12 protein-coding genes are annotated in these 11,725 nt (G+C 70.7%); 11 read left to right on the top strand and 1 reads right to left on the bottom strand.

All coding sequences use genetic code 11. The features are described 5' to 3' along the window. Positions 1 to 71: 71 nt before the first annotated feature. Positions 72 to 1,454: a cysteine--tRNA ligase gene (cysS, locus tag BN3794_RS09035; RefSeq protein WP_066096296.1), complete on the bottom strand. Its 1,383-nt coding sequence runs from the start codon at positions 1,452 to 1,454 to the stop codon at positions 72 to 74. 119 nt (positions 1,455 to 1,573) lie between these two features. Between cysS and BN3794_RS09030 the strand changes: the two genes are divergently transcribed. The 11 genes from BN3794_RS09030 to BN3794_RS08980 all read left to right on the top strand — a co-directional run bounded on the left by BN3794_RS09030 (position 1,574) and on the right by BN3794_RS08980 (position 11,696). Beyond that, positions 1,574 to 2,107: a hypothetical protein gene (locus BN3794_RS09030; protein ID WP_425476704.1), complete on the top strand. Its 534-nt coding sequence runs from the start codon at positions 1,574 to 1,576 to the stop codon at positions 2,105 to 2,107. 295 nt (positions 2,108 to 2,402) lie between these two features. Then, the gene (locus tag BN3794_RS09025) at positions 2,403 to 3,425 is read left to right on the top strand and encodes an N-acetylornithine carbamoyltransferase (RefSeq protein ID WP_066096291.1); all 1,023 of its coding nucleotides are present in this window, start codon (positions 2,403 to 2,405) and stop codon (positions 3,423 to 3,425) included. An 8-nt stretch (positions 3,426 to 3,433) separates the two neighbouring features. After that, positions 3,434 to 3,919 carry an OsmC family protein gene (locus BN3794_RS09020; protein WP_066096288.1) on the top strand — a complete coding sequence of 162 codons (486 nt, stop codon included), beginning with the start codon at positions 3,434 to 3,436 and terminating at the stop codon, positions 3,917 to 3,919. A gap of 34 nt (positions 3,920 to 3,953) precedes the next feature. Further along, positions 3,954 to 5,144 (top strand): argininosuccinate synthase, encoded by a 1,191-nt coding sequence (locus tag BN3794_RS09015; RefSeq protein ID WP_066096286.1) that lies wholly within the window; start codon positions 3,954 to 3,956, stop codon positions 5,142 to 5,144. Positions 5,145 to 5,332: 188 nt separating this feature from the next. After that, the gene (locus BN3794_RS09010; RefSeq protein ID WP_066096283.1) at positions 5,333 to 5,788 is read left to right on the top strand and encodes a GNAT family N-acetyltransferase; all 456 of its coding nucleotides are present in this window, start codon (positions 5,333 to 5,335) and stop codon (positions 5,786 to 5,788) included. 7 nt (positions 5,789 to 5,795) lie between these two features. Then, positions 5,796 to 6,899 (top strand): acetylornithine deacetylase, encoded by a 1,104-nt coding sequence (locus BN3794_RS09005; protein WP_066096280.1) that lies wholly within the window; start codon positions 5,796 to 5,798, stop codon positions 6,897 to 6,899. A gap of 20 nt (positions 6,900 to 6,919) precedes the next feature. Beyond that, positions 6,920 to 8,257, top strand: coding sequence for an acetylglutamate kinase (locus tag BN3794_RS09000; protein WP_066096277.1), 1,338 nt, complete (start codon positions 6,920 to 6,922; stop codon positions 8,255 to 8,257). A gap of 21 nt (positions 8,258 to 8,278) precedes the next feature. Then, on the top strand, positions 8,279 to 8,875 hold the full coding sequence (locus BN3794_RS08995) for a GNAT family N-acetyltransferase (protein WP_425476712.1): 597 nt from the start codon (positions 8,279 to 8,281) through the stop codon (positions 8,873 to 8,875). After that, on the top strand, positions 8,872 to 9,831 hold the full coding sequence (gene argC, locus BN3794_RS08990) for an N-acetyl-gamma-glutamyl-phosphate reductase (protein WP_066096271.1): 960 nt from the start codon (positions 8,872 to 8,874) through the stop codon (positions 9,829 to 9,831). Before BN3794_RS08995 ends, argC begins: the two co-directional genes overlap by 4 nt. Positions 9,832 to 9,900: 69 nt before the next feature. Continuing rightward, positions 9,901 to 11,196 carry an argininosuccinate lyase gene (gene argH, locus BN3794_RS08985; RefSeq protein ID WP_066096268.1) on the top strand — a complete coding sequence of 432 codons (1,296 nt, stop codon included), beginning with the start codon at positions 9,901 to 9,903 and terminating at the stop codon, positions 11,194 to 11,196. 239 nt (positions 11,197 to 11,435) lie between these two features. Further along, positions 11,436 to 11,696 carry a YciI family protein gene (locus BN3794_RS08980; protein WP_066096266.1) on the top strand — a complete coding sequence of 87 codons (261 nt, stop codon included), beginning with the start codon at positions 11,436 to 11,438 and terminating at the stop codon, positions 11,694 to 11,696. The last annotated feature ends 29 nt before the right edge of the window (positions 11,697 to 11,725 follow it).

Raw genomic sequence — 11,725 nt, 5'->3', positions numbered from 1 at the left:
CGGCGCATCGGGTGGCGCGGGCGGCCCGGGGCGGGGGCCCGGGTGCGCGGCCGCCACCGGCGCGATCGGGGCTATGCGCGCTTCCTCGCCCAGCGCACGCCCTGCGGCGTGTCCTCGAGCACGATGCCCTCGGCGGCGAGCTGGTCGCGGATGGCGTCGGCGCGGGCGAAGTCGCGCGCCTGCTTGGCCGCGCCGCGTTCGTCCACCAGCGCCTGGATGCGGGCGTCGTCGGCGCCGTCGGTGCCCTGGAACCAGGCCTGCGGATCCTGCTGCAGCAGGCCCAGGGCGAGGCCGGCGCCGAGCAGCGCGGCCTTGAGCCGGGCGCGTTCGTCCGCGGCGCCGGCCTTGCGCGCTTCCGCGGCGATGCGCGCCAGCTCGGCCAGCGCCAGCGGCGTGTTGAGATCGTCGTCCAGGGCGTTCTCGATGGCCTCGGGCACGATCGGCTCGGCGTCCACGTCGGCCAGGTCGCGCAGGGTGCCGTACAGCCGGTCCAGGGTGTTCCTGGACTGCCCGATCAGCGCGTCGGACCAGTCCAGCGGCTGGCGGTAGTGCGCGCTCAGCAGCGCGTAGCGCAGCGCCTCGGGCGGGTGCCGGGCGACCAGGTCGTGCACGGTCTCGATGTTGCCCAGCGACTTGCTCATCTTGGCGCCGCCGAAGTTGAGCATGCCGTTGTGCAGCCAGAACCGGGCGAAGGTGGCGCCGCCGTGGGCGCACTCGCTCTGCGCGATCTCGTTCTCGTGGTGCGGGAACTGCAGGTCCACGCCGCCGGCGTGGATGTCGATGGTCTGGCCCAGGTGCGCGGCCGCCATCGCCGAGCATTCGATGTGCCAGCCGGGGCGGCCGCGGCCCCACGGCGAATCCCAGCCGGGCAGGTCGTCGGTGGACGGCTTCCACAGCACGAAGTCGCCCGGATCGCGCTTGTACGGGGCCACGTCCACGCGCGCGCCGGCCAGCAGCTCTTCGGGGTTGCGCCGCGACAGCCTGCCGTAGTCCTTGAACGTGTCCACGGCGAACAGCACGTGGCCTTCGGCGGCATAGGCGTGGCCGGAATCGAGCAGGGCCTGGATCATCGCCACGATCTGGTCGATGTGGGCGGTGGCGGCCGGCTCGATGTCCGGGGCGAAGTCGCCGACGATGCCGAGCGCGGCCATGTCCTGGCGATAGGCGGCGGCGAAGCGGTCGGTGATGGCCGAGATCGGCACGCCCTGGGCCCTGGCCGCGGCGTTGATCTTGTCGTCCACGTCGGTGATGTTGCGCGCGTAGCGCAGCTTGCCGTAGCGCCGGCGCAGCAGCGCGGCCAGCACGCCGAACACCACCGGGCCGCGGGCGTTGCCGATGTGCACGTAGTTGTAGACGGTGGGGCCGCACACGTAGAGGGAGGGCCCGGCCGCGGGGTCCAGCGGGGAGAATGCCTCGACCCGGCGGGTCAGGTTGTTGTGCAGGCGCAGGCTCATCGGCGGCAGGGCAGCGGAAACCGGCAGATTCTACCGGCTAGCTGCCGTCCCTGCGGACGTTCAGCCGGTCGCAAGCCGTCCGGCCTACACTTGCCCACTTGAATTCGACCCTCCTCACGATGCGCTCTTTCCATCCCTGGATGCTGGCCAGCCTGCTGGCGTCGCCGCTTGCGGCGGCGCAGGACGCCGGCGATCCCGGCAAGAACCGGGTGATCGTGGTGGAGAACGTCAAGTTCGACTACGCCCAGGTGCTCAACGTGGAGCCGGTCTACCAGACCCTGCGCGCCAGCCGCACCGAGGAGCAGTGCGATCCCCCGCCGGCGCCGCCGCGCGGCGGCATGCCGCCGCCGGCGCCGCGCGAGGACGAGGGCCGCCTGTCGCGGGCGGTGGATACCGTCAAGGGCTGGTTCGGCGGGCGCCCGGCCGCGCCGGAGCCGGCGCCACCGCCGCCGCCGGCCAGCGGCACGCCACGCAATTGCCGGATCGTGGAGATCGGCCGCGAGTTCCGCCGGCCCATCGCCTACGACGTGGACTACGTCTACAAGGGCACCAAGTACCGCTCGCGCCTGCCCGAGGATCCCGGCAACCGCCTGCGCGTGCGCGTGACCGTCGCGCCGTACGTGCCCGACGCGGTGATCGTGCCGCCGCGCTGAGGCTTGCCTGCTTGCGCGCGCCGCGCCCGCGTGCGAGGATGCGCGTCCGATGAACGCCACCATCTTCCCGCACGCAGACAGCGCCGCCCGCCTCGCCTCGGGCATGACCTCGCGTGCGCGCCGACCGGAACCCCACAGCATCGCTGGGTGACCGGAGCGTCGTGCCGTCCGTTTCCGAAGACCCAGCCAGCGGCTGGGTTTTTTCGTTCTGGCGCCGGCGTTTGGTTGCAACCGTAAAGAAATGCGCATTCCGCGCCCCGCTGTCCGCAGCGGCCATGCAGCAAAGGATCGACCGATGTCATTGAAGCATTTCCTCAACACCCAGGACTGGAGCCGGGGCGAGATCGATGCACTGCTGACGCAGGCGGCGCTGTTCAAGCGCAACAGGCTGGGCGAGGAGCTCAAGGGCCGGTCGATCGCGCTGGTGTTCTTCAATCCGTCCATGCGCACCCGCACCAGCTTCGAGCTGGGCGCCTTCCAGCTCGGCGGCCACGCCATCGTGCTGCAGCCGGGCAAGGATGCCTGGCCGATCGAGTTCGAGCTGGGCACGGTGATGGACGGGGAGGCCGAGGAGCACATCGCCGAGGTCGCCCGGGTGCTGGGCCGCTACGTCGACCTGATCGGCGTGCGCGCCTTCCCCAAGTTCAAGGACTGGGCCTACGACCGCCAGGACCTCGTGCTCAAGTCCTTCGCCAAGTACTCGCCGGTGCCGGTGATCAACATGGAGACCATCACCCACCCGTGCCAGGAGCTGGCGCACGTGCTGGCGCTGCAGGAGCATTTCGGCACGTCCGACCTGCGCGGCAAGAAGTACGTGCTGACCTGGACCTACCACCCCAAGCCGCTGAACACCGCGGTCGCCAACTCGGCGCTGACCATCGCCACGCGCATGGGCATGGACGTGACCCTGCTGTGCCCCACGCCCGACTACATCCTCGACGAGCGCTACATCGGCTGGGCCGAGCAGAACGTGGCCGAGAACGGCGGCAGCTTCCAGATCAGCCACGACGTGCCCAGCGCCTACGCCGGCGCCGACGTGGTCTACGCCAAGAGCTGGGGCGCGCTGCCGTACTTCGGCAACTGGGAGCCGGAAAAACCGATCCGCGACCAGTACAAGCACTTCATCGTCGACGAGGCCAAGATGGCGCTGACCAACAACGGCGTGTTCAGCCATTGCCTGCCGCTGCGCCGCAACGTCAAGGCCACCGACGCGGTGATGGACTCGCCGGCCTGCATCGCCATCGACGAGGCCGAGAACCGCCTGCACGTGCAGAAGGCGGTGATGGCCGCGCTGGTCGGGCAGCAGCGCGAGGGTTGAGCGCAGCCATGGCCGCCGATCTCCACCGTTACCGCGCCTGCATCCGCTGGACCGGCGATCGCGGCCAGGGCACGCGCGACTACCGTGCCTACGGGCGCGAGCACACGGTCGCGGTCGAGGGCAAGGCGGAGATCGCCGGCTCGGCCGATCCGGCGTTCCTCGGCGACCCGGCGCGGCACAACCCCGAGGACCTGCTGCTGGCCTCGCTGTCCTCGTGCCACATGCTTTGGTACCTGCACCTGGCCGCCGAGGCCGGGCTCGTGGTGACCGGCTACGTGGACCGGGCCGAGGCCAGCCTGGATGCCGCCGGCCAGCGCAGGCACTTCACCGAGGCGGTGCTGCGGCCGCAGGTGACGATCGCCGGCGGCGATCCGCTGCTGGCCGAAGTGCTGCACGAGGCGGCGCACCAGGCCTGCTTCATTGCCCACTCGGTCAATTTCCCCGTCCGTTGCGAACCGGTCATCGTGGCCGCCGCATCGTCTTCCTCCCCCTGATTCCCTCCCCCCAATTTCCCTAGGACACACAGCCATGAGCAAAGACGTCGTGCTCGCCTTCTCCGGCGGCCTGGACACCAGCTTCTGCATCCCCTACCTGAAGGAGCAGGGCTACAACGTGCACTCCCTGTTCGCCGACACCGGCGGCGTGGACGCCGAGGAGCGCGAGTACATCGAGAAGCGCGCCGCCGAGCTGGGCGCGGCCAGCCACGTCACCGTGGACGCCGGCAACGCGATCTGGGACGGGTTCGTCAAGCCGTTCGTGTGGGCCGGCGAGGGCTACCAGGGCCAGTACCCGCTGCTGGTCTCGGACCGCTACCTGATCGTCGATGCCGCGCTCAAGCGCGCCGCCGAGCTGGGCACCAACGCCGTCGCCCACGGCAGCACCGGCATGGGCAACGACCAGGTGCGCTTCGACCTGGCGATCAAGGCCCAGGGCGACTACGTGATCCACGCGCCGATCCGCGAGATCCAGAAGGAGCACACCCAGACCCGGGCCTACGAGCAGAAGTACCTGGAGGAGCGCGGCTTCGGCGTGCGCACCAAGCAGAAGAGCTACACCATCAACGAGAACCTGCTGGGCGTGACCCTGTCCGGCGGCGAGATCGACCGCTGGGAAGCCCCGGGCGAGGGCGCCCGTGCGCTGTGCGCGCCGCGCAGCGCCTGGCCGGTCGAGCCGCTGACGGTGACCCTCAAGTTCGTCCAGGGCGAGGCGGTGGAGCTGGACGGCAAGCCGCTGGAGGGCGCCAAGCTGCTGGCCCGGCTGAACACCCTGTTCGGCCAGTACGGCGTCGGCCGCGGCGTGTACACCGGCGACACCGTGATCGGCCTGAAGGGCCGCATCGTCTACGAGGCGCCGGGCCTGGTCGCGCTGCTGGCCGCGCACCGCGCCCTGGAGGACGCGGTGCTGACCAAGCAGCAGAACCGCTTCAAGCCGGAGGTGGCGCGCAAGTGGGTGGAGCTGGTGTACGAAGGCTTCTTCCATGATCCGCTCAAGACCGACCTGGAGGCGTTCCTGAAGTCGTCCCAGGCCCAGGTCAGCGGCGAGGTCACGCTGGAGACCCGCGGCGGTCGCGTCGATGCGGTGGCGGTGAAGTCCCCGCACATCCTCAACGCCAAGGGCGCCACCTACGCGCAGTCGGCCGACTGGGGCGTGGAGGAGGCCGAGGGCTTCATCAAGCTGTTCGGCATGAGCTCCACCCTGTACGCCCAGGTCAACCGCTGACGCCGCCCGCCCCTTGCCCTTCCGTGAGGGGGGGCAAGGCGAGCGACAGCGGCACCGATGGACGCAGCGCGCATGTCCGGGAGAACCGCCCGGGCATGATCCCCGGGCGATGCACTGCACGAGGCCGCGTCCGGACCCCCCGTCCGCCCTCCGGGGCGCCTTCTCCCGGAAGGGGAGGGCTTTTGCCGATGGAACCCATGGATACATTGCGCATCAGCACCGACAAGCACGAGCTGGACGTGGACCTGGTCCACCGGTTCCTCTCGACCGAGGCCTACTGGAGCCGGGGCATCCCGCGCGACACGGTCGAGCGGGCGATCGCCGGCTCGCTGTGCTTCGGCGGCTACCTCGACGGGGTGGGCCAGGTGGCGTTCGCCCGGGTGATCACCGACGGCGCGACCTTCGGCTACCTGTCCGACGTGTTCGTGCTGCCGGCGCACCGCGGGCAGGGCTACGCCAAGCAGCTGGTGGCGGCGATCATGGCCCATCCGCAAGTGCAGGGGCTGCGCCGGTTCATGCTGGCCACCTTCGATGCGCACGGCCTGTATGCCCGGTACGGTTTCGCCGCCCCGGCCCAGCCGCAGTCGCTGATGGAAGTAATGCATCCCGACCTCTACCAGCAGGCCGCCAGCGCGGCCGCGTGACTTCCCCATGACCGATCTGCTCGAAAACACGCTCGCGCACCTGCGGCAACTGGTGTCCTTCGACACCCGCAACCCGCCGCGCGCCATCGCCGCCGAGGGCGGCATCTTCGACTACATTCGCGCGAACCTCCCGGGGTTCGCGGTGGAGGTGATCGACCACGGTGCCGGCGCGGTCAGCCTGTACGCGGTACGCGGCGCGCCGAAGGTGCTGTTCAACGTGCACCTGGACACGGTGCCCGATTCGCCGGCCTGGAGCGCCGACCCGCACGCGATGCGGCGCCTGGACGACCGCGTGGTCGGGCTGGGCGTGTGCGACATCAAGGGCGCGGCGGCGGCGCTGATCGCGGCGGCCAACGCCGGCACCGGCGATGCCGCGTTCCTGTTCTCCTCCGACGAGGAGGCCAACGATCCGCGCTGCATCGCCGCCTTCCTGGCGCGCGGCCCGCAGCCCTACGAGGCGGTGGTGGTCGCCGAGCCGACGATGGGCGAGGCGGTACTGGCGCATCGCGGCATCAGCTCGGTGCTGATGCGCTTCAAGGGCACCGCCGGCCATGCGTCGGCCGCGCTCGACCCGGCGGCCAGCGCGCTGCACCAGGCGATCCGCTGGGGCGGCAGGGCGCTGGACCACGTGCAATCGCTGGCGCATGCGCGCTTCGGCGGGCTGACCGGGCTGCGCTTCAACATCGGCCGCATCGAGGGCGGGATCAAGGCGAACGTCATCGCCCCGGCCGCCGAGCTGCGCTTCAACTTCCGGCCGCTGCCGTCGATGGACAACGACGCGCTGCTGGCCACCTTCGCCGGTTTCGCCGAGCCGGCCGCGGCCGAGTTCGTCGAGACCTTCCGCGGCCCGAGCCTGCCGTCCGGGGACATCGCCAGGGCCGAGGACCGGCGCCTGGCCGCGCGCGATGTCGCCGACGAGCTGGGCCTGCCGATCGGCAACGCGGTGGATTTCTGGACCGAGGCCTCGCTGTTCTCGGCCGGCGGCTACACCGCCTTCGTCTACGGCCCCGGCGACATCGCCCAGGCCCACACCGCCGACGAGTTCGTCACGCTGGAGCAGCTGCAGCGCTACGCCGAGTCGGTGAACCGCATCATCAACGCCGGCGCCTGAGCGCGCGGCCGCACACGACCATGAACATCAAGACCTCGCTTCCCGCCCCGCAACGCCACACCCGCCAGACCATCGTGCGCCTGCTTTCCAGCATGGCCAGCGCCAAGGAGATCAGCCAGTACCTCAAGCGCTTCTCGCAGCTGGACGCCAAGCGCTTCGCCGTGGTCAAGGTCGGCGGCGCGGTGCTGCGCGACGACCTGGAGTCGCTGACTTCCTCGCTGACCTTCCTGCAGGAGGTCGGCCTGACCCCGATCGTGCTGCACGGCGCCGGCCCGCAGCTGGATACCGAGCTGGCCGCCGCCGGCATCGACAAGCACACCGTCAACGGCCTGCGGGTGACCTCGCCGGAGGCGCTGGCGATCGTGCGCAAGGTGTTCCAGGCCTCCAACCTGCGCCTGGTCGAGGCGCTGCAGGCGGCCGGGGCGCGCGCCACCTCGATCACCGGCGGCGTGTTCGAGGCCCGGTACCTGGACCGCGACACCTACGGCCTGGTCGGCGAGGTGACCTCGGTCAACCTGGCGCCGATCGAGGCCAGCCTGCACGCCGGCTCGATCCCGGTCATCGCCAGCCTCGGCGAGACCGCCGGCGGCCAGATCCTCAACGTCAACGCCGACTTCTCCGCCGCCGAACTGGTGCGCGCGGTGCAGCCGTACAAGATCATCTTCCTCACCGGCACCGGCGGCCTGCTGGACGAGAAGGGCAAGGTGATCGACTCGATCAACCTGTCCACCGAGTACGACCACCTGATGGCGCAGCCGTGGATCAACGGCGGCATGCGGGTGAAGCTGGAGCAGATCAAGTCGCTGCTCGACGGGCTGCCGCTGGAGTCGTCGGTGTCGATCACCCGGCCGGCCGACCTGGCCAAGGAGCTGTTCACCCACAAGGGCTCGGGCACGCTGGTGCGCCTGGGCGAGCGGGTGTGCTGCTTCGATCGCTGGGAGCAGGTGGACCTGCCGCGGCTGCGGGCACTGATCGAGTCGAGCTTCGGCCGCCGGCTGGTGGACGACTACTTCGAGCGCACCCGCCTGCTGCGCGTGTACGTCAGCGAGAACTACCGCACCGCGATCATCCTGGCCGACGTGGACGGAGTGCCGTACATGGACAAGTTCGCCGTCTCCGACGAGGCGCAGGGCGAGGGCCTGGGCCGGGCGGTGTGGAACGTGATGCGCGCCGAGACGCCGCAGCTGTTCTGGCGCTCGCGCCACAACAACCAGGTCAACATCTTCTACTACTCGGTCTCCGACGGCTGCTACAAGCAGGCCAAGTGGAAGACGTTCTGGTGCGGCCTGGACGATTTCGAGCAGATCCGCCGCTGCGTGGAATACGCCGGCGGCCACGAAGCGACGCTGGTGGGCTGAGCCGTGGCGCGCGCCGTTCCCGTGCCCGATGCCTGGCGGCAGGTCCCGGACCTGGCCGGCGGCGGCGTGCGCCTGGTGCCGCTCGCCGCCGCGCATGCGCCGGGGCTGCGCCGGGCGCTGGGCGAGGGTGCGCTGTCGCGGCTGTGGTACGCCAACGTGCCGGCACCCGGGGAGGTGGAGGACTACGTCGACGCGGCGCTGGCCGCGCGCGATGCGGGCACGGCGCTGCCGTTCGCGGTGCTCGATCGCGACGGCGCCGTCGTCGGCAGCACCCGCTTCTACGACCTGCAGCCGGCGGTGCCCAACCTCAAGATCGGCTACACCTGGTATGCGCCGCGGGTGCAGCGCAGCGGCATCAACACCGAGGCCAAGCTGCTGCTGCTCGGCCATGCCTTCGAGGCGCTGGGCTGTGCCGCGGTATCCTTCGAGACCAGCTGGTTCAACCATGCCTCGCGCGCGGCCATCGCCCGGCTCGGGGCGAAGCAGGACGGCGTGCTGCGGGCCCACAAGCGCCACGCCGACGGCAGCCTGCGCGATACCGTGGTCTTTTCCATCCTCGATACGGAATGGCGGGCCGTGAAGGCGAACCTGCGCTTCCGCCTGGAGCAACACGCATGACTACCCCCTTCACCGTCGGCATCGTCGGCGCCCGCGGCCATACCGGTGCCGAGCTGATCCGCCTGGTCGCCGGCCATCCGGACCTGGCGCTGGCCTTCGTCTCCTCGCGCGAACTGGCCGGCCAGTGCGTGGCCGACCACAATCCCGCCTACGCCGGGCCGCTGCGCTACGAGAACCTCGACCCGGCCGCGGTCGCCGCCAAGGGCGCCGACGTGGTGATCCTGGCCCTGCCCAACGGCAAGGCCGGCCCCTACGTGGAGGCGCTGGACCAGGCCGCGCCGCAGACCCTGATCGTGGACCTGTCGGCGGACTACCGCTTCGATGCGGGCTGGTACTACGGCCTGCCCGAGCTGACCCGCGACAGCTACGCCGGCCAGCGGCGCATCAGCAACCCGGGCTGCTACGCCACCGCCATGCAGCTGGCGATCGCACCGCTGCTGGACGAGCTGGCCGGCCCGCCGCAGTGCTTCGGCGTGTCCGGCTATTCCGGCGCCGGCACCACGCCCTCGGACCGCAACAATCCCGAGCTGCTGCACGACAACCTGATGCCGTACGCGCTGGCCAACCACGTGCACGAGCGCGAGGTGTCCACCCACCTGCACACCCCGGTGGAATTCATGCCGCACGTGGCGCCGCATTTCCGCGGCATCACCATGACCGTGAACCTGTGGCTGCAGCGGCCGCTGACGCGCGAGCAGGTGGAGCAGCGCTACCGCGCGCGCTATGCCGGTGAGCCGCTGGTGGCGGTGGTGGACGAGGCGCCGTGGGTGAGCCGCATCGCCGGGCGCCCCGGCGCCGAGGTCGGCGGCTTCACCCTGGCCCCGGGCAACCGGCGCGTGGTGGTGGTGGCCACCCTGGACAACCTGCTCAAGGGCGCGGCGACGCAGGCGCTGCAGAACATCAACCGCGCGCTGGGCCTGGACGAGACCGTGGGCATCGCGCTGGACGCGGCCTGAGCCGCGCCCAGCGCGCCCCTTCCCAACGCAATACGACCGGCGGCGCTGGCCGCCCGAAGCGAGATAACGATGGCCGAACTTCTCTGGCAAAAACCCGGCGTGCAGGTGGACGCGAAGATCCAGTCCTTCCTGGCCGGCGACGACGTGATCCTGGACCGGGAGTTCCTCCTCTACGACATCGCCGCCAGCAAGGCGCACGCCGAGGGCCTGCAGCACATCGGCATCCTCTCGGCCGAGGAGCTGGCGGGCCTGCTGCGCGAGCTGGACGCGCTGGCCGCCGACTACCGCAGCGGCGCCTTCGTGCTCGACGAGCGCTACGAGGACTGCCACTCGGCGATCGAGTCGCGCCTGACCGAGCGCCTGGGCGATGCCGGCCGCAAGATCCACACCGGCCGCAGCCGCAACGACCAGATCCTGGTAGCCACCCGGTTGTGGCTGAAGGACAGGCTGGCGCGGGTCGCGGCGCTGTCGCGCGAGATCGCCAAGGTCGCGCTCGACCGTGCCCAGGCCGAGGCGACGCTGCCGATCCCCGGCTACACCCACATCCAGCGCGCCGTGGTGTCCTCGGCCGGCATGTGGTGGGCCGGCTGGGCCGAGGCCTTCATCGACGATGCGGTGCGCGCCACCGATACGCTGAAGCTGATCGACGCCAATCCGCTCGGCACCGCCGCCGGCTACGGCGTCAACCTCGGGCTGGACCGCGAGCACACCACCGCCGCGCTCGGCTTCGCGCGCATGCAGGTCAGCCCGATCTACGCCCAGCTCTCGCGCGGCAAGTTCGAGCTGGCCGCACTGGAGGCGCTCGGCAGCGCCACCCTGGACCTGCGCCGCATCGCCTGGGACCTGTCGCTGTACACCAGCGCCGAGTTCGGCTTCGTCGCGCTGCCGGCGCAGTACACCACCGGCAGCTCGATCATGCCCAACAAGCGCAACCCGGACGTGATCGAGCTGATGCGCGCCACCCACGCCAGCGTGGCGGCCGCGCGCACCGAGATCGAGCAGCTGCTGTCGCTGCCGTCGGGCTACCAGCGCGACCTGCAGAACAGCAAGGGCGCGCTGTTCCACGGCTTCCACCGCGGCCTGGCGGCGCTGGAGCTGCTGCCGGCGCTGCTGGCCAACCTGGAATGGCGCCAGGACTGGCTGCGCGCGGCGATCGACTCGGGCATGTACGCCACCGACGTGGCGGTGGAGGCGGCGGTGGCCGGCGTGCCGTTCCGCGAGGCCTACAGGGCCGCCGCCGCCGGCGCCGCCCATGCCGGCGACGGCAGGACGCCGGAAGGCAGCCTGGCCGCCCGGGTCTCGCCCGGCGCGGCCGCCGACCTGCGCCTGGACGCGCTGCGCGCGCGCTGGCAGGCCCTGGCGTGATTCGGCTCGCATGAAACATGATCCGGCTCGCCTGGAAATGGAATCGTCGTCTCCGTGGAAGGCCTGTCTCCGCTGAGCCCGTTCGCTTCCCCCGCTTGCGGGGCCATGGCCCCGAAACAGGAGAAGGGATTCGGGAATTCCGAATGTGACGAAGAGGCATCGCGGAGACAGGCTCCGCGCGGAAACGACGAGCGCAACGAACTGCAGCGGCGAATCATCCCCATGAAGGACACAGCACGATGACGCACTACCTGGTCCTGGCCATGCGCAAACCCGGTTTCGATACCGCCGTGGTCGCTCCGCACCTGGCCTTCCTCGACGACCTGCGCACGCGCGGATTGCTGGAACTGACCGGCGGTTTCAGCGATGGCAGCGGCGGGGCCTACCTGCTGAAGGACGTAGGCAGCCTGGAGCAAGCCAAGGCCATCGTGGCGGCCGACCCGCTGGCGATCCACGGCAGTTCCGACCTCACTGTCCACGAATGGAACACGCGCCGATGAAGCGCCCGCAGGTGCCGCCTGCGCCGGCA

Source organism: Xanthomonas massiliensis (genome assembly GCF_900018785.1).
Taxonomy (GTDB): domain Bacteria; phylum Pseudomonadota; class Gammaproteobacteria; order Xanthomonadales; family Xanthomonadaceae; genus Xanthomonas_B; species Xanthomonas_B massiliensis.
Note: the sequence above shows the minus strand (reverse complement) of the source record. Positions and strands in the feature narration are given on the sequence as shown.